The sequence below is a fragment of the Azospirillum brasilense genome (assembly GCF_001315015.1).
Classification (GTDB): Bacteria; Pseudomonadota; Alphaproteobacteria; order Azospirillales; family Azospirillaceae; genus Azospirillum; species Azospirillum brasilense.
Window position 1 is genome coordinate 555286 of sequence record NZ_CP012917.1, and the last position, 18331, is coordinate 573616.

An 18331-nucleotide genomic window follows, 5' to 3' on the forward strand; every position below is an offset into this window, starting at 1 on the left:
GGATTCTCATGGACTCCATCCTGGAGCGGTCCAGTCTGGCGATGCCGATCCTGGAGATGAAGGGCATCACCAAGACGTTTCCCGGCGTGAAGGCGCTGGATGACGTCAACCTGTCGGTTCGCGAGGGCGAGATCCACGCGCTGATCGGCGAGAACGGCGCCGGCAAGTCGACGCTGATGAAGGTGCTGAGCGGGGTCTACCCACAAGGCAGCTTTGACGGCGAAATCCGCTTCCGCGGCCAGCCGCAGGCCTTCCGCGGCATCGCCGACAGCGAGCGGCTGGGCATCATCATCATCCACCAGGAGCTGGCGCTCGTCCCCCTGCTGTCGATCACCGAGAACCTCTTCCTCGGCAACGAGCAGGCAAGCCGCGGCGTGATCGACTGGGACGCCGCCACCCTGCGGGCGCGGGAGCTGCTGCGGCTGGTCGGGCTGCACGACCCGCCGGAGACCCTGATCACCGACATCGGCGTCGGCAAGCAGCAGCTCGTGGAGATCGCCAAGGCGCTGTCCAAGGAGGTCAAGCTGCTGATCCTGGACGAGCCGACCGCCAGCCTGAACGAGAGCGACAGCGACGCCCTGCTGGACCTGCTGCTGCAATTCAAGGCGCGCGGCATCGCCTCCATCCTCATCTCGCACAAGCTGAACGAGATCGCCAAGGTCGCCGACCGGGTAACCATCCTGCGCGACGGCACGACGGTGGAGACGCTGGACTGCCGCGAGGCCGCGGTCAGCCAGGACCGCATCATCCGCGGCATGGTCGGGCGCGCCCTGTCAGACCGCTACCCCAAACGGACCACCGTGCCCGGCGACGTGCTGTTCGAGGTGAAGGGGTGGAGCGCCGACCACCCGGCCCATCCCGGCCGGCGCGTCGTCCGCGACGTGAACCTGACCGTCCGCCGCGGCGAGGTGGTGGGCATCGCCGGGCTGATGGGCGCCGGCCGCACCGAGTTCGCGATGAGCCTGTTCGGCCGCTCCTACGGCCGGAACATCCGCGGGCAGGCCTTCCTCGACGGGCGGGCGATCGACGTCTCGACCATCAGCCGGGCCATGGCGAACGGCCTCGCCTACGCGACGGAGGACCGCAAGCATCTCGGCCTCGTGCTCGACAACGACATCCGCCACAACGTCACGCTGGCGAACCTCAGGGGGGTGGCGAAACGCTGGGTCATCGACCATGAGCGCGAGGTCCAGGTGGCCGAGGAGTTCCGGCGCCGGCTGCGCATCCGCTGCCCCGACGTGTTCCAGGAGACGGTCAACCTGTCGGGCGGCAACCAGCAGAAGGTCGTGCTCAGCAAGTGGCTGTTCGCCGACCCGAAGGTGCTGATCCTCGACGAACCGACCCGCGGCATCGACGTCGGCGCCAAGTACGAGATCTACACCATCATCAACCAGTTGGTCGCCGAGGGCCGGGGCGTCGTCCTGATCTCCTCGGAGATGCCGGAGCTGCTGGGCGTCGCCGACCGCATCTGCGTGATGAACGCCGGCGAAATGGTCGCCGAGATGCCGGCGGCCGAGGCCAGCCAGGAGAAAATCATGCGGGCGATCATGCGCTCCGGCGAGACGCTGATGTCCGGGGAGGCTCTGCCATGAGTGCCGAACTCAACCTTCCGGCGCGCGGCCCGCGGGTGTCCATGGGACGGTTCGTGAAGGCGCACATGCGCGAGTACGGCATGCTGCTGTCGCTGGTCGCCATCGTCCTGTTCTTCCAGTACATGACCGACGGCACGCTGCTGCAGCCGCTGAACCTGACCAACCTCGTGCTGCAGAACAGCTACATCGTCATCATGGCGCTGGGCATGCTGCTGGTGATCGTCGCTGGGCACATCGACCTGTCGGTGGGCTCGGTCGTCGCCCTCATCGGCGCGCTGGCGGCGACGCTGATGGTGCGGCTCCACCTGGACTTCGTCACCACGACGCTGCTGTGCCTGCTGGCCGGGGCGGCGATCGGGGCGGTGCAGGGCTTCTGGGTCGCCTATCTGCGCATCCCCTCCTTCATCGTGACGCTGGCCGGCATGCTGGTCTTCCGCGGCCTGTGCCTGATCCTGCTGGCCGGCCAGTCGGTCGGCCCCTTCCCGGTGGAGTTCCAGCGCCTCAGCTCCGGCTTCATCCCGGACTTCCTGGCGCTCGACGCCCTCAACCTGGGCAAGTTCCACCTGACCAGCCTGCTGCTCTGCGCGGCGGTGGCCGCCGCGCTGGTGGCGATGAACACCCGGGCGCGCCTGCGCCGGCAGAGTGTCGCCATCGAGCAGGAGCCGCTGCCGCTGTTCGTGGCGAAGAACGTCGCGCTGGCCGCCGTGCTGATCTATGTCGGGCAGTTGATGGCCTCCTACCGCGGCCTGCCCAACGTGTTGATCATCATGAGCGTACTGATCGCGCTCTACAGCTTCGTCACCCGCAACACCACGGTGGGGCGGCGCGTCTACGCGCTGGGCGGCAACGAGAAGGCGGCCAAGCTGTCCGGCATCGACACCCGGCGGCTCAGCTTCTACACCTTCGTCAACATGGGGGTGCTGGCGGCGCTGGCCGGGCTGATCTTCGCCGCAAGGCTGAACACCGCCACGCCGAAGGCCGGCGTCTCGTTCGAGCTGGACGTGATCGCCGCCTGCTTCATCGGCGGCGCCTCGGCGTCGGGCGGCGTGGGCCGGGTCACCGGGGCGGTGATCGGCGCCTTCATCATGGGCGTGATGAACAACGGCATGTCGATCCTGGGGATCGGCATCGACTGGCAGCAGGTCATCAAGGGCATGGTGCTGCTCGCCGCCGTCACCATCGACGTCTACAACAAGAACAAGGCGTGAGGACCGTCATGACCCGTCCCACCCCGATTACCCCCGCCCCCCTCACCCTCGGCATCGTCGGCTTCGGCAAGATCGCCCGCGACCAGCATGTCCCGGCCATCGCCGCCACCGGCCTGTTCCGCCTCGCCGCGGTGGTCAGCCCGCACGGCGACCCAGCGGAGGAAACCGGGCTCGGCGACGTGGCGGTCTTCCGCAGCCAGGGGGAGATGCTGGCCGCCCTGCCCGGCCTCGACGCCGTGGCGATCTGCACGCCGCCCGCCGTCCGGCACGTCCTGACGGTGGAGGCGCTGCGCGCCGGCAAGCATGTCCTGATCGAGAAGCCGCCGGCCGCCACCCTGACCGAGCTGCGCCTGTTGCTCGACGCGGCGGAGGACGCCAAGCGCACGCTGTTCGCCGCCTGGCACTCCCGCTTCAACGCGGCGGTCGAGGAGACGCGGCGGCGGCTGGCCGGCGCCACCGTCCGCAACGTTGCCATCATCTGGAAGGAGGACGTGCGGCGCTGGCATCCCGGCCAGGACTGGATTTTCGCGGCGGGAGGCTTCGGCGTCTTCGATCCGGGCATCAACGCCCTGTCGATCCTGACCGAGATTCTGCCGGCCCCCGTCGTCGTCCGCGACGCCGAGCTGCGGGTGCCCGCCAACCGCGACACGCCCATCGCCGCGACGCTGAGGATGGAGGGTGCTGTGGACTCCGCCATCGGGACGGTGACGGCTGCCTTCGACTTCCTCCAGGAAGGCGAGCAGACCTGGACCATCGCCATCGAAACAGAGGGCGGACGGCTCGACCTCACCCACGGCGGCACGCGGCTGAGCGTGGACGGCGTGCCGGCGCTGGCCGAGCCCGACGCCGAGTACCAGGGCATCTACCGCCGCTTCCACCATCTGATCGCGGACGCGGCCGGCGACGTCGATGCCCGTCCGCTGCAACTGGTCGCCGACGCCTGTCTGGTCGGGCGCTGGCGCACCACCGACGCCTTCCACTGGTAAAGCGCCGGGCACACCGCCCGGCCGACTCCCAACGACGCCCGAACGAGGCTCCGAACGACCCCGGCGCCGGCCGACCCCGGTCCGCGCCCCCAACCCGAATTGGTGCCGACATGTCCGATACGAAGACCTCCCCCCAGCACCCGGAAATCGGCTCCGCCCGGCGGCTGCGGTCGCGCGCGTGGTTCGACAACCCCGACAACCCCGACATGACCGCGCTCTATCTGGAGCGCTACCTGAATTTCGGGCTGACGCGGGAGGAGCTGCAATCGGGCGCGCCGATCATTGGCATCGCCCAGACCGGCTCCGACCTCAGCCCCTGCAACCGGCACCATCTGGTCCTGGCCGAACGCCTGCGCGAGGGCATCCGCACCGCCGGCGGCATCGCCATCGAGTTCCCCGTCCACCCGATCCAGGAGACCGGCAAGCGGCCGACCGCCTCGCTCGACCGCAACCTCGCCTATCTCGGCCTCGTCGAGGTGCTGCACGGCTACCCGCTCGATGGGGTGGTGCTGACCATCGGCTGCGACAAGACCACCCCCGCCTGCCTGATGGCGGCGGCCACCGTGAACATCCCGGCCATCGCCCTGTCGGTCGGCCCGATGCTGAACGGCTGGTTCCGCGGCGAGCGCACCGGCTCGGGCACCATCGTGTGGAAGGCCCGACAGATGATGGCGGCCGGCGAGATCGACTATCAGGGCTTCATCGAGCTGGTGGCGTCGTCGGCCCCCTCGACCGGCTACTGCAACACGATGGGCACGGCCTCCACGATGAACTCGCTGGCCGAGGTGCTGGGCATGCAGCTTCCCGGCTCCGCCGCCATCCCCGCCCCCTACCGCGAGCGCCAGCAGGCCGCCTACGAGACCGGCAAGCGCATCGTGGAGATGGTCCGCGAGGATCTCAAGCCCTCCGACATCCTGACCCGCGACGCCTTCCTCAACGCCATCGTCGTCAACTCCGCCATCGGCGGCTCGACCAACGCGCCGATCCACATCAACGCCATCGCCAAGCACATCGGCGTGCCGCTGACGGTCGAGGACTGGCAGACCCACGGGCACGACGTGCCGCTGCTGGTCAACCTCCAGCCGGCCGGCGAGTATCTGGGCGAGGATTTCCACCGCGCCGGCGGCGTGCCCGCGGTCGTCGCCCAGCTCATGGGCAAGGGGCTGATCCGCGAGGGGGCGCCCACCGTCAACGGCCGGACCATCGGCGAGAACTGCCGCCACCAGCCGATCCTCGACACGCGGGTGATCCACCCCATCGACGAGCCGCTGATGCCCAACGCCGGCTTCGTGGTGCTGCGCGGCAACCTGTTCGGCGCCGCCATCATGAAAACGAGCGTCATCTCCGACGAGTTCCGCGAACGCTACCTGTCCAACCCCCAGGACCCGGAGGCATTCGAGGGCAAGGTCGTCGTCTTCGACGGGCCTGAGGACTACCATCACCGCATCGACGACCCCGGCCTGGGCATCGACGCCTACACCATCCTGGTCATCCGCGGCACCGGCCCCATCGGCTATCCGGGGGCGGCGGAGGTGGTCAACATGCGCCCCCCCGCCACGCTGATCCGGCAGGGCGTCCATTCCCTTCCCTGCATCGGCGACGGCCGCCAGTCCGGCACCTCGGGGTCGCCCTCCATCCTCAACGCGTCCCCGGAGGCGGCGGCGGGCGGCGGGTTGGCCCTGCTGCGCAGCGGCGACCGGGTGCGCATCGACTTGCGCCGCGGCAGCGCCGATATCCTGATTTCGGAGGGCGAGCTGGCCGACCGCCGCGCCGCTCTGGACGCCGCGGGCGGCTACCCGATCCCGCCATCGCAGACCCCTTGGCAGGAGATCCAGCGCGGCATCGTCGATCAGCTCGACGAGGGGATGGTGCTGAAACCCGCCGTCAAGTACCAGCGCGTCGCCCAGACCATGGGCATCCCGCGCGACAACCACTGACGGAAAGGCCGTGCGGCGCGTCAGCCCCCCACCTTGAACCGGTCATCCAGCCAATCGAGGACGCGGAGGTTCAGGAGGGAGCGGTTGCCCATCTCGCAATGCCCGTCGGCGCCCTCGGCGGCGGTGAAGCGCATCAGCGTCTTCGGTCCGGTGAGCGCGTCGAAGAAGGCGCCCGCACCGGCCGACAGGGCGTCACCCTCCGCCTGGGTGATCAGGGTGGGGCAGGCGATGAGATGCGCCCGCCCCCGCATGGTGAACAACTCCGCGGAGGCGAGGTAGGAGCGCAGATCACTGACGCCATGCACCCAGAAGCCGCGCTGAACGACCTTCCAGTTCAGTTGGCGGTTGCCGCGGATGAGGGCGTCCATGCGGTCGATGACGGCTTGGTCCAGGGTGCCGAGATCGGCCGCCGCCTCCGGCGCGACGCCGAGCCTGTGCACCACCATGTCGCGGAAGCCGTCGGCAATGCTCCAGGTGCCGGGATCGGCGATCAGCGCCGCGATGCGCGGCTCGCCCGACGCGGCGCGCGGGGCGAGATGCCCGCCCAGGCTCCAGCCGCTGAGCGCGATGCGCGCCGCATCGACGAGCGGCAGGGTTTCGGCGAAATCGACCACCGCCCCGATCACCGTTTCCCAGTCCGGGCGCAGCGGCACGCCGTGCTCGTAGAGCATGGCCCCCTGGCCGGGGCCGTCGAACAGCAGGCTGTGATAGCCCCGCCGCGAGGCCGCCACCGCCGACGCGAAATACATGTCGGTGATGGTGCCGTCGTAGCCGTTGGTGAAGACGATCAGCGGGCGGACGCGGGTCTCGAAGCCCTCCGCCGGGATGAAGCGTCCGGGCATCGCCATCCCGCCGAAGGGAATGGCCAGCGGGATGGCCGGGCGCGGTCCAAGCGAGAGCCCCTTGTCGAGCGCCGCCGTCCCCTTGTGGAAGGCGGCGATCAGGCGCGGATCGACGGGCGCGCCGTAGAGCGGGTGGAAGGAGGCGTTGTGGAAGGCGCTCGCCCGCAGATAAAGGGCGCGGGCGGTCGCCTTGTGGCCCTTGGACAAAGCGATGTCGGCCTCGTGCGCCAGCCGGTCGCCCGCGGCGGTCCAGGCGTCGTAATAGGCGCCGTCGTCACCGTCGCCGATGGCCTCGGCGACCGCCTTGATCTCGCCGAACTCCGCCCCGCCATAGGGGATGTAGGCGATAGGCCAAGTGCCGAAGTCCTCGTGCAGAGCGTCGTGAAAGAGGGTGGTCACGGCTGTCCTCCTCATTCCCGCCCGCCGGTTCACGGAGCCCCGGCAACCCTCAATTGTCACCTTGCCGGCATCATCACGCCATCGCGCAGAAGGTGAGACGCCCGAACGGACATGACGCTCCCCGGCTGACAATTGCCCATCTCGTCAGGTGCGGCAAAAGCGCCCGGTCCGGCGGCGGGCGCTTTTCTCCTTCCGCCCCCCATAACTGATATATTAATATATCCAATATCCTTCCGGCATCCTTCCGGTCCAAGGGGCACCCACGCCATGACGCCTTATGCCGACCTCCGGCGCGAGGATTTCCGCGCCACCATCGATGGCACGCCGACCGACCTGTTCACCCTGCGCAACCGCCGGGGCATGGCCGTCCGCATCACCAATTACGGCTGCAAGATCGTCCAGATCCTGGCGCCCGACCGCGACGGCGCCCTCGGCGATGTGGTGCAGGGCTACGAGACGCTGGAGCGGACCATGGCCGGCCAGCCCTCCATGGGCTCCTTCATCGGGCGCTATTGCGGGCGCATCGGCGGCGGACGCTTCACGCTGGACGGGGTGGAGCACCGCACCGCGGTCAACGCGCCGCCCAACACCCTGCACGGCGGCCAGCGCGGCTCGCGCTTCCGCACCTTCGCCGCGCGGCAACTGGACGAGGCGAGCCTGGAGCTGACCTACGTCTTCCAGGACGGGGAGGAGGGCTTCCCCGGCACCCTTCCCGTCCGGCTCGTCTATACGCTGGACGAGGACAACGCCCTGACCATCGCCTGGACCGCCGTGGCGGCGGACAAGGCGACCGTGGCGAACTTCACCGACCACACCTTCTTCAACCTGTCGGGCGACGCCGGGTCCTCGATCCTCGACCATGTGGCGACGGTCAACGGTAGCCGCTATCTGGCGCTGGACGCCACCGCCGTCCCCACCGGGGAGCTGGTGGACGTGACCGGCACCCCCCTCGATTTCCGCAACCCCGTCGCCTTCGGCGCGCGGATCGCCGCCGACCATCCGATGCTGGCGCTCGGCAAGGGCTACGACCTGCATTACGCAGTGGACAAGCCGGCGGGCGCGCTGGGGCTGCACGCCCGCGTCGTCCATCCCGGCAGCGGGCGGGTGCTGGAGGTCCTGTCCACTGAACCCGGCGTGCAGGTCTACACCGGCAATTTCCTCGACGGCCAGACGCCGCGCGACCTCGGCAAGGGCGGCACGCTCTACACCCGGCACAGCGCCTTCTGCCTGGAGCCGTCGCACTTCCCCAACGCCGTCAACATCCCGTCCTTCCCCTCCACCACGCTGGCCCCCGGCCAGTGGTATGCGGGCCGCATCGTCTACCGCTTCGGCGTCGCCTGAATCCCCGGCCAGCGCATTCCGATTCTCAGAGGACCTTCCGTCATGCCTCTTCTCTCCCGTGAATCGCTCGCCGCCGGCGCCTTCGACGTGGCGCACACGGCGGGTGCCCCGCGGCTGCCCGTCACCATCCTTCAGATCGGCGACGGCAACTTCCTGCGCGGCTTCGTCGATTGGATGGTGGACGTCGCCAACGGCGCCGGGCTGATGAGCGCCGGGGTCGCCGTCGCCCAGCCGCTGGATCAGGGCGTCGCCGGCCTGCTGACCGCTCAGGAAGGACTCTACACCGTCCTGCTGCGCGGCATCGAGCAGGGCGCGGCGGTCGAATCCCGGCGGGTGGTGAGCTGCGTGTCCGAGGCGCTGAACCCCTATGCGGAGTGGGACCGCATGCTGGCCCTCGCCACATCCCCGGCGCTGCGCTTTCTGGTGTCCAACACGACGGAGGCCGGCATCGCCGACGTGGCGGAACCCTACACCCCCGGCGCCTGTCCGCAGAGCTTCCCGGCCAAGGTCGCGGCGCTGCTGCACGCCCGCTTCACCGCGCTGGGCGGCACGCCGGAGAGCGGCCTCGTCCTGCTGCCCTGCGAGCTAATCGAGGCCAACGGCGCCAAGCTGAAGCGGATCGTCCTCGCCCACGCCAAGCGCTGGGGCCTGGAGTCCGGCTTCGCCGCCTGGGTCGAGGCGCACAACCACTTCCTGAACACGCTGGTCGACCGCATCGTCCCCGGCTACCCGCGCGACGAGGCCGCGGCACTCGCTACAACGTGGGGCTACGAGGACCCGCTGGCCGTGGCCGGCGAGCCCTTCCACGTCTGGGTCATCGAAGGCCCCGCGGCCCTGGCTGAGGAGTTCCCGCTGCACAAGGCCGGGCTGAACGTGGTCTGGACCGACGACCTGCAGCCCTACCGCACGCGCAAGGTGCGCATCCTCAACGGCGCCCACACCGCCGGCGCGCTCGCCGCCTTCGTGGCGGGGGTGGACACGGTGAAAGGCATGATGGACGACCCCACCCTGTCCGCCTATTTGAACACGGTGATGTTCGGGGAGATCGTCCCCTTCGTGCCCCTGCCGGACGCCGAGCGCCAGGACTACGCCCGCACCATCATGGAACGCTTCGGCAACCCCTACATCCGGCACGAGCTGATCGCCATCTCGCTGAATTCGGTGTCGAAGTGGCAGGTGCGCGTCCTGCCGAGCCTGAAGGACTACGCGGCCGCCCATGGCGAGGCGCCGGATGGCCTGTCCTTCTCGCTGGCCGCCCTGCTGCGCTTCTACAAGGGCACGCTGGCGGCGGACGGCGCCTGCACCGGCAGCCGCGACGCCGGCCCTTATCCCATCCGCGACGACGCGGCGGTGCTGGCGGCGCTGTCGGGCGCATGGGCCGCGCATGGCGGCGACCCGGCGGCGCTGGTGGACGCCGTGCTGTCCAACGCCGCCCTGTGGGGCGAGGATCTGACCCGCATCCCCGGTCTGGCCCATCGCACCGCCGCCCATCTGGCGGTGATCGAGGAGCGCGGCATGCGCGGCGCCCTGGAAGCGCTGGTGAGTTGAGCTAAGCTACACGGCCTCATCATAACCCTCTCCCCTCTGGGGAGAGGATGGCCCGCAGGGCCGGTGAGGGGGATGCGCGTGGCGCTACGTCCGGCACACGTGCAACCCCCTCACCCTAACCCTCTCCCCGGAGGAGAGAGGGGAACGCACACTGCCCCGCAACCGCTATATACCTTCGCGTACAACGGCCTGTTGACAGCGCCCCACCAGCGCAGTATCCGAATCGATACAGCGTCGGGCGAGTCGTCATTCCGCAACGAATCGAAGGAACTGTGTCCATGCGTTTGAAAGCCCTCGCCCTCGCCCTCACCTTCGGGTTGCTGGCCCTCCAGACCGCCGCGGCGGCCCAGGACCTCCACGCTTATGTCGGCGCCGGTCTCCGCCCGCCGGTGGATGCGTTGATCGAGGACTTCCGCAGGGAGACCGGGATCACCGTGACGGCCGAGTATGGCGGGTCGGGCCAGCTTCTCGCCCGCTTTGCCGAGACGAAGGCCGGCGACCTGTTCATCCCCGGCACGACCTTCTACACCGACAAGCTGAAGGAGTTGGACGCCGTCGCCGACCTGACGGTGCTGGTGGTGCACGGCCCCGTGCTGGCCGTGGCGCCGGGCAAGGCCGAGGCGATCCGCGGTTTCGCCGATCTCGCCAAGCCGGGCGTCCGCGTCGGGCTCGGCGACCCGCAGGCGATGGCTCTGGGCCGCACGGCGGAGGACATCCTGGACAAGTCCGGCCAGGGCGAGGCGATCCGCCGGAATGTCACCGTCCGTGCCGCGACCGTGAAGCAGCTCGCCCTCTATGTGCTGGACGGCAACGTGGACGCCGCGATCATCGGCGCGTCGGAGGCGGCGCAGAATCCCGGCAAGCTGTCCGTCCTCGCCATCCCGCCGGACTGGTACGAGGCCGAATACGCCCCCGTCGCCGTGCTGACGACCAGCGCCGCGCCGGACGCCGCCAAGCGCTTCGCCGACTTCCTGGCCTCGGACGCCGGCCTTGCCACCTTCCAGCGCTTCGGCTTCCCGCCCGCCCCGAAGATGTGACGGATGGGCTTCGCCGTCCTGCTGGCCCTGCCGCTCGCCATCGTCGCGCTGACGATCGCGGGCGTGCTGGGCGCCCTGCTGGCCCGCCTGCCCCCGGACGATCTCTGGGCCGCCCTGAGCGCGGCGGAGACACTGTTCGCGCTGCGGCTGTCGGCGCTGACCTCCATCGCGGCGCTGGGGATCGCACTGGTCCTCGGCCTGCCGGCCGCCTACCTGATGGCGCGGCGGCGCTTTCTGGGGAAGGTCCTGCTCGACACGCTGCTCGACGTCCCGCTGGTCATGCCGCCGCTGGTCGCCGGGCTGGGACTGCTGTTCCTGCTCGGGCGCAACGGACCGGTCCCGGCCCTGGGGATGGAGTTGCTGTTCTCCCCCGCGGGCGTGGTGGTGGCCCTGGCCTTCGTGTCCACCGCGGTGGTGGTGCGCACCGCCACGGCGGCCTTCCGGTCCGTCGACCCCGGCTATGCCGTCGCGGCGCAGTCGCTGGGCGCCGCCCCCTGGGCGGTGTTCTGGCGGGTGGAGCTGCCGCTGGCCGCCAAGGGCATCGCGGCGGGCGCCGTGCTGGCCTGGGCGCGGGCGCTCGGCGAATTCGGCGCCACGCTGATGGTCGCCGGAGCCACCCGCCTGAAGACCGAGACGCTGCCCATGGCCGTCTTCCTCAACATCGCCACCGGGGAAACCGGCATCGCCGTGGCTTGCGCCATCCTGCTTCTGGCGGCGGCTCTGCTGATGCTGGTGGCGATGCGGCTGCTCGGCACGCGGCGGGACGACAGGGTCAGCCGCGGGTCCGCAGCCGGTTGCGGACCCGCTTGAGCGGCTGCTTCAGCTCCATGGCGTCGAGCAGTCCCACCGCCGCCTGCCGCAGCGAGGCGGCGGCGCCCTTCATCGCCCGGACAGGACGGGGCTCGGAACGATCAATATCCGGCTGGATGGCGCCCACCCGCTCCTTCAGCCGCTCCAGCCATGCCCCCTCGACCGCGTGCTGGCGAGCGTAGTCGAGGATGGAGCGGAGTTCCGCCGCCTGCGGCTCGTTGCGCACGGGGATGCCGCCGATGCGCGCGGGGTCCAGCGGCCCGTCGAAGCACTCCGGGGCAGCCACCCCGGCGGCGGCGAAGTTCATCCGGGTGCGCACGCATTTCTCGCAGACGCCGCAGTTCCGGAACTGCTCCGCCCCCTCCCAGCAGACGCGCAGAGAGCGCACCGCCTCCGGATAGGCGGCGACCGCCGCGGCCTTCTCCGTGCGGGAATAGGCGGCCCCGTCATGGACGATCGAGAAGCCGTCGCCGGACAGCAGATGGTCGGCGATGGGCGTGGTGCCGTAGGGGATGACCAGCGCGTCGTAGGGCTTGGTGCTGCCGATCAGCCCGAATTCGAACTCCGCTTCGTGGAGGTGCAGGCAGGCCGCCAGCTCCGCCGCGTGGGAATCCTGCCAGTTCTGGAGGTGCAACTCCTTGCTGTTGGTGCGCACCACGCGCAGCTCCAGCCCGACCAGTTCGCGGAAGGGCCGGGTGCGCTCGACCAGCCGCTCGAAATCCTCGGCCCGGTCCAATTCCACGTCGAAGCCATGCACCATCAGCAGCGCGCCGACGGTGTGGCGCCGCTCCGGCGGCAGGAGAAGCCGGTGGCGCAGGATGGTGAAGGTGCTGTCCAGCCCGCTGGAGTAGGCGGCGATGGCCCGGCGCCCCGGCTTGGGCGCGTTGCGGTCGACGACCGTCTCCGGGATGATCTCCACCGTCCGGTAGCGGTCGGGACGCCAGCGCCGCCACACCCCCTGGAGCGTGTCGATGTTGTGCATCGCGGTGCGGGTCAGCGGCCCGTGCACATGGACGGGAAGGCCCCGTTGCATGGCGTGGAACAGGACCGCCATGACCGCCCCGTCCATCGGCCGGTCCGCCGCGGTCCCGGCCGGATCCTCGAACTCGTAAACCACGCGGTCCCGGCGGCGGGCGCCGTCCTCGGACAGCAGGACGGTGCGGCGGACCAGACCGCCGCTCGCCGTCTCCTCGAATCCGATGTGCAGCCCTTTGCCCGCCATACGTCCCGACGCCCTCTTCAGCCCATGTTCCGGGATGACAGACGGATGCGGGGCGCAAACGTTCCCGGGGTCCTCAGCGTTTCCAATCCGCAAGCCAGCTGTCGATGTAGTTGGTCAGCTTGCCGTAGGAGTTGTCGCGCACCTGCACCGGCAGCCCCATCATCAGGGCCAGCAGCATTCCATGCAGGCGGTTGGTGACCACGGCGTTGGCCGCGCCGAAATGGGCGACGGCCTTGCGGACCAGCCGGTCGCGGATGGGATACCAGCCGCGCAGCGGGTCGGCGGGCAGCGGAAACGCGTCGTCCAGCCGGATCAGCCGGGCGGCCAGCGCGAAACCGGCGAAATCCTCCGGCCCGCACAGATCCTCCCAGTCGAAGACCGGCGAGTCCTGGCGCAGCCAATGGCGCCCCGCGCATTCCTGGTCGCGCCGGGCCATCACAAGCAGGGTCGTGTCGTGTGCGGGGCGCACCGGCGTCAGCCGCGTCGGGTAGCGGGTCAGGTAATGGGCGAGGTCCGGCACTTGGATCGCCCGCTCCCCCAGAAAGGGCCGCACCAGATCGAGCGACGGTGCGTCGCGCACCATGAAGACCAGATTGCGGTGGGCCGACCAGCGCTTCATGTCGTGGCGCAGCCGGTCGTGGTCGCGGTAGTAGACGGTCTGCGGCAGCAGCACGATGCGGCTGGACGGGAAGCTCTCCAGCACCTTCTGCCGGAACGTCTCGTGATGGGGGTAGAGGTCGCCGAAATTGCCGCCGCCGTGCAGGAGGATCGCCGCCTGCCCGTCGCGCTGGCGGCGCAGCAGGCGCCGGGCGTTGCCCAGCGTCACCCGCTCGCGGATCTCGACGCCGCCGTCGGCGAACAGCGTCTCCGCCCCCTGGTTGATCAGCAGGTCCCCGACGTTCAGATGGACCGGGATGTCCGCATAGACGGCCGGCCCGCTGCCCAGATGCGGAAGCACCAGATCCCGCACCCGCAGCGACAGCGCTTCCAGGGCCGCAAGGTCCGGGTCCAGCCAGAGGTCCGCCGCACCGGCGGCAGCCCCGCCGGCAGCTCCTCCATCACCAGATCCGGCGGCCGCGCGCCCCCCGGCACCGCCGTCATAACACCAGGTATCCATGGCCAATGGCCGCCCCCGCAGAAGATTGGTCCCGGAACATTGGTTGCCGGCCCCGGAGATGGAAGAGAAGTGACACGCCCCGGTCCAATGTGAATGGGGGTGATGCGTGAAAGTTCGCGCCCAAAGGAATGCGCCTGGATGCGCCGGTTCCACCCCTCCGAATCGGCGAGGGACTTTTGCGGTACCCGTTCCGGCGCGGTCGGACCGCGCCGGAATCTTCGTGTTCATATGGTTTGTTCACACACCAATTCGGTCATCATGCCCGTCGCCATGTGCAGAAGGTTGTGACAGTGCAACGGCCAGCGCCCGGGATTGTCGGCGTCGAAGGCGATGGTGGCAGACCCGTTCATCGGCACCAGCACCGTGTCGCGCACCGCCCCGGCCAGCGCCGTCCCATTGAGCGCGGTCACCTGGAAATGCTGGCCGTGCAGGTGCATCGGGTGGGCCATCGGGCTTTCGTTGACCATGGTGATGCTGACCCGCTGCCCCTTGCGGACGGTGAGCGGCCGATGCTCGCCGAAGGGACGGTCGTCGATGGTCCAGACATAGGGGGCCATGCCGCCGGTCAGCCGGATGGTGAAAGCCGCCCCCACCGGACGCTCTGACAGTGGGTCGAGCGCCGTCAGCCGCCGTTCCAGCGACAGGTCCACCGGTCCGGCCGCGGCGTCCGCAAGGCCAGCGGTCCTGCCCACCGCGGCGCCGGCGGTGGCGAGGATGATGCCGGTGCGCTGGCGCTCCCCTTCCCGCTGCGCAAGGATGGGGAAGGCGCCGCCATCGGCGGGAAGCTGGAGGAGGATGTCCAGCCGCTGCCCCATAACCATGCCGAAGCGCCGCCCGGTCACCGGCTGCACCGGGTTGCCGTCCGCCGCGACCACCGTGCCGTCGAGGGCGCCGAGGTCGATGTGGAAGGCCGTCGAGGTCGCCCCGTTGATCAGCCGCAGCCGGACCCGCCCGCCGCGCTCCACCCGCACCACCTCCGGGTCGTCGAGCGTGCGGTCGTTGGCGAGGTAGGCGTCGTATTCCACGTCGTTGAGGTCCATGGCGGCCATGGTCATGCCGCCCATGCCCTTCATGTTCGTGTGGTCCATCATCGGCATGGCGCCGCCATGCCCGCTGCCATGGCCTCCGTGGCCGCTTCCATGCCCGCCACCGTGATTCATGCCACCACCGGTCAACCCGGCGAGGACCTCGGCGGGGTCCTTGAAGGTGAAATCATGCAGCAGCACGGTGACCTCCTGCGCGTCCGCCCGCCGGTCTTCGGCGGTGCGGACGATCAGCGGGGCCGCCATCAGAAGCTGTTCCTGGAGACCGTGGTGCGAGTGCATCCAATGCGTGCCGGGGCGCGGTTCGAAGTCGTAGCCCTGGCTGGCGCCGTCGCGGATCAGCGGGCGGTTCGCGTCGGCCACGCCGTCCTGGGCGTAGGGCGGAGTCATGCCGTGCCAGTGGATGATTGCGTCCTCCCCGGCCCGGTTCGCCAGATCGACCAGGAAACGCTGCCCCGGATCGAGGAACAGGCCGGAGGTGCCGTCCGGCTGGCGGATGCCGAAGACGGAGGCGGGCTTGCCCATCACCTCCAGCACGCGCCGCTCGACGGCGAGGCGGAGGGGTGCCGCGGCCCATGCGGAGCGCACGGTCGCGGGAAGAAGGGTGGACAGGCCGCCCAGCGCAGCGGTCGAAGCCGCGGACGCCAGGAAACGGCGGCGGGTCTGAAGAATCGTCATGATGCGATGGTCCGTTTTTGCGAAATGCCGGCCCGGAGCGCGCGGTGAAGGCGCACCTCGGGCATGGAGTCCGGTCAAACGGCCAAGCGCGGTGGTCTGAGGGCCGGCGGCGGGCCGATTCCCTCCGGCAACAGGCCGGCGGGCCGGAAGGGTGCGGACGCGCGGAGCGGCGGCGTCGGAAAGGCCCCCGTGGTGGCGATGCCCGACAGCATCATCGGACAGGCGCCGCCGCAGGTCAGCCCGTTCCTGCCCGCGCAGGCGTCGTCCGCCGGCGGCGCGTGGTCGGCATCGCCCACCCAGACGGTTCCGGCCGGCGTTGGAGCCGAGGATGCGGCATGGCCTTGAGAATGGGCGCCGGCATGGACATGCGCCCGCGCGGAGGACGGGGCGAACAGCGCCAGCGCGGCCAGCATCAGCAGCCCCGCCAGCAGCCGCCTGATCGACACCGTCCCGCCAAGGGTGCACTCACCCCGCGCCATCGCCGTTTCCCATTCCTGCATCGGCATCACGGTTCACAGTCTCCACCTTCCAGCGGCGGGAAGGTCAAGCGCAAATTCGCGCTGACGCCAGCGGTTGCAGGGAGCCCGCTCTGGACAGCCTAGCCGCGCCGTGGTATTTCCGGCCCAGCAAAGTGAGTTAGTGCTCACTTATGGAATAGGGTTAATCATGGGACGGCTGGACAACTCGGCCCGGCGCGCGGCGATTATCGACGCGGCCCTTCCGCTGTTTGCGCGCAAGGGGTTCGCCGCCACCACGACGAAGGAGATCGCGCAGGCCGCCGGCGTGTCGGAGGCGCTGATCTTCAAGCATTTCCCCAGCAAGGCCGCCCTCTACGAGGCGATCTTCCGCTCCTGCGTGGACGGGGACGAGGATCTGGCGAAGCTGCTGGCGATGCCGCCGAGCACGGAGACGCTCGCCGCCTATGTTCAGGCGATGGTGAGTTGCTACGCCTGCGAACTGCCGAGCGAGCGCGACACCATACTTCCCCGCTTCCGGCTCTACTTCATGAGCCTGCTGGAGGACGGGGAGTTCGCCCACATGGTGCGCCGCTGGATGTCGGAGCACATCGCGCCGCCCTTCGTGGCCTCGCTGCGCGCCGCCCGCGACTCAGGCGACCTCATTCCCTCGGCCCCGGTGACCGAGAACGCCTTCTGGCTGGCGGAGATGCTGGGCTCGACCCTCGCCACCATTCACCTCCCGCCGACGCCGCTCGTCCCTTCCCTGGCCGAGCCGCGGCGCACCATCCGCGACGCGGTCGCCTTCATCCTGCGCGGCCTCGGCCTGCGGGAGGAGGCGGTCGCCCTTTACACGCCTTTATTGCATTGCACCCAATCAACAGAATCAGAACCGACCTGTTCGAGAGAGGCTGATCGTGACGAGTGACATCGACCATTCCGCTCGCGCGCCGGAGCGGACCACCGCACGCCGTCCGGTCACCCGCGGGCGGCTGGCGTTCCGCATCATCATCATGGCCGTCATCCTGGCCGTGCTGTTCGGCGGCCTGTATGCCTTCAACAACTTCCGCAACAAGGCCATCGCCGAATTCTTCGCCGGCAACAAGCCGCCGCCGACCCCCGTTTCGGTCGCCGAGGCGACGGCGCAGTCCGTTCCCAAATACACCACCGCCATCGGCACCCTGACCGCCAGCCGGCAGGTCACCGTGGCGCCGGAGGTGGTCGGGCGCGTGACCCAGATCTTCTTCGAATCGGGCGCCAGCGTGAAGGCCGGCGCGCCGCTGGTGCAGCTCAACGACGCTCCGGACCAGGCCGACCTGCTGGCCTTCCGCGCCCAGGCGAAGCTGGCCGAGAACAACCTGCAGCGCGCCCGCAACCTGCTGCGCAACCAGGCCGGCCCGCAGGTCACCGTGGACCAGAACCAGGCCCAGCTCGACGAGGCCAACGCCAACATCAAGAAGACCGAGGCGCTGATCGCCCAGAAGCTGATCCGCGCCCCCTTCGACGGCGAACTGGGCATCCGGCAGGTCAATGTCGGCGAGTATGTCAGCGCCGGCGGCCCCGTCGTCACGCTGACCGATCTCGCCAACCTGTTCGTCGACTTCACCCTGCCCGAGCAGGCGCTGAGCCAGATCCGCGTCGGCCAGCCGGTGCTGATCTCCGCCGACGCCGCCCCCGGCGCCAACTTCGACGCGGCGATCTCGACCATCGAGCCGCAGGTCAGCCCGGACACCCGCGCCATCAAGGTGCGCGCCACGCTGAAGAATCCGGAGCGCAAGCTGCTGCCCGGCATGTTCGCCAACATCCGCGTCGTCCAGCCGCCGGCCCGGAACCGCATCGTCATCCCGGAAACCGCGGTGGACTACACGGTCTACGGCGACAGCGTCTTCGTCGTCGCCGCCGAGAAGGACGCCGAGGGCAAGGACGGCCATGTCGCCAAGCGCGTCCCGGTCAAGACCGGCGACCGCTTCGACGGCAAGGTGGAGATCCTCGACGGTGTGAAGCCCGGCGACCGGGTGGTGTCCTCCGGCCAGCTCAAGCTGAACAACGGCGCCGCCGTGGTGCCGACGGAAGCGAGCGCGCTGGTGCCGCCGCAGACCGTTCCGCGCAACTGAGG

Annotated in this window: 15 protein-coding genes; 10 read left to right on the forward strand and 5 right to left on the reverse strand. The window is 69.7% G+C overall.

What is annotated here, in order from left to right; translation table 11 throughout:
• Positions 1–8 precede the first annotated feature (8 nt).
• From mmsA to AMK58_RS27420, 4 genes are all read left to right on the forward strand, one after another.
• A complete protein-coding gene (mmsA, locus tag AMK58_RS27405) occupies positions 9–1592 on the forward strand; it encodes a multiple monosaccharide ABC transporter ATP-binding protein (protein ID WP_104675456.1) in 1584 nt (527 codons plus the stop codon).
• Positions 1589–2800, forward strand: coding sequence for a multiple monosaccharide ABC transporter permease (gene mmsB, locus AMK58_RS27410; protein ID WP_035682624.1), 1212 nt, complete (start codon positions 1589–1591; stop codon positions 2798–2800). Before mmsA ends, mmsB begins: the two co-directional genes overlap by 4 nt.
• Before the next feature lie 8 nt (positions 2801–2808).
• Complete coding sequence (locus AMK58_RS27415; protein ID WP_059399697.1) at positions 2809–3786, forward strand: Gfo/Idh/MocA family protein; 978 nt, start codon at positions 2809–2811, stop codon at positions 3784–3786.
• Positions 3787–3896: 110 nt separating this feature from the next.
• Positions 3897–5723: an IlvD/Edd family dehydratase gene (locus AMK58_RS27420; protein ID WP_059399698.1), complete on the forward strand. Its 1827-nt coding sequence runs from the start codon at positions 3897–3899 to the stop codon at positions 5721–5723.
• Between the two features lie 20 nt (positions 5724–5743).
• Here the strand turns inward: AMK58_RS27420 and AMK58_RS27425 are convergent, their stop codons facing one another.
• Positions 5744–6964: an alpha/beta hydrolase family protein gene (locus tag AMK58_RS27425; RefSeq protein ID WP_104675455.1), complete on the reverse strand. Its 1221-nt coding sequence runs from the start codon at positions 6962–6964 to the stop codon at positions 5744–5746.
• A gap of 267 nt (positions 6965–7231) precedes the next feature.
• Here AMK58_RS27425 and AMK58_RS27430 point away from each other — a divergent pair, with 267 nt between their 5' ends.
• From AMK58_RS27430 to AMK58_RS27445, 4 genes are all read left to right on the forward strand, one after another.
• A complete protein-coding gene (locus AMK58_RS27430; RefSeq protein ID WP_035682629.1) occupies positions 7232–8305 on the forward strand; it encodes an aldose epimerase family protein in 1074 nt (357 codons plus the stop codon).
• Positions 8306–8347: 42 nt separating this feature from the next.
• Positions 8348–9853, forward strand: a complete 1506-nt coding sequence (locus AMK58_RS27435) for a tagaturonate reductase (RefSeq protein WP_059399699.1) — start codon at positions 8348–8350, stop codon at positions 9851–9853.
• A 278-nt stretch (positions 9854–10131) separates the two neighbouring features.
• On the forward strand, positions 10132–10890 hold the full coding sequence (gene modA, locus AMK58_RS27440) for a molybdate ABC transporter substrate-binding protein (protein ID WP_035682643.1): 759 nt from the start codon (positions 10132–10134) through the stop codon (positions 10888–10890).
• Positions 10891–10893: 3 nt separating this feature from the next.
• On the forward strand, positions 10894–11700 hold the full coding sequence (locus tag AMK58_RS27445) for an ABC transporter permease (protein WP_059399700.1): 807 nt from the start codon (positions 10894–10896) through the stop codon (positions 11698–11700).
• Here the strand turns inward: AMK58_RS27445 and AMK58_RS27450 are convergent.
• From AMK58_RS27450 to AMK58_RS27465, 4 genes are all read right to left on the reverse strand, one after another.
• Positions 11663–12922: a hypothetical protein gene (locus AMK58_RS27450; RefSeq protein WP_035682648.1), complete on the reverse strand. Its 1260-nt coding sequence runs from the start codon at positions 12920–12922 to the stop codon at positions 11663–11665. The two genes, AMK58_RS27445 and AMK58_RS27450, sit on opposite strands and share 38 nt — an antisense overlap.
• Before the next feature lie 73 nt (positions 12923–12995).
• Positions 12996–14039 carry a polysaccharide pyruvyl transferase family protein gene (locus AMK58_RS27455; protein ID WP_035682650.1) on the reverse strand — a complete coding sequence of 348 codons (1044 nt, stop codon included), beginning with the start codon at positions 14037–14039 and terminating at the stop codon, positions 12996–12998.
• 224 nt (positions 14040–14263) lie between these two features.
• On the reverse strand, positions 14264–15760 hold the full coding sequence (locus AMK58_RS27460) for a multicopper oxidase family protein (RefSeq protein WP_035682652.1): 1497 nt from the start codon (positions 15758–15760) through the stop codon (positions 14264–14266).
• A 74-nt stretch (positions 15761–15834) separates the two neighbouring features.
• Complete coding sequence (locus tag AMK58_RS27465) at positions 15835–16266, reverse strand: hypothetical protein (RefSeq protein ID WP_035682655.1); 432 nt, start codon at positions 16264–16266, stop codon at positions 15835–15837.
• Between the two features lie 160 nt (positions 16267–16426).
• Here AMK58_RS27465 and AMK58_RS27470 point away from each other — a divergent pair, with 160 nt between their 5' ends.
• The gene (locus AMK58_RS27470) at positions 16427–17143 is read left to right on the forward strand and encodes a TetR/AcrR family transcriptional regulator (protein WP_035682657.1); all 717 of its coding nucleotides are present in this window, start codon (positions 16427–16429) and stop codon (positions 17141–17143) included.
• Positions 17127–18329, forward strand: coding sequence for an efflux RND transporter periplasmic adaptor subunit (locus AMK58_RS27475; RefSeq protein WP_035682660.1), 1203 nt, complete (start codon positions 17127–17129; stop codon positions 18327–18329). Before AMK58_RS27470 ends, AMK58_RS27475 begins: the two co-directional genes overlap by 17 nt.
• The last annotated feature ends 2 nt before the right edge of the window (positions 18330–18331 follow it).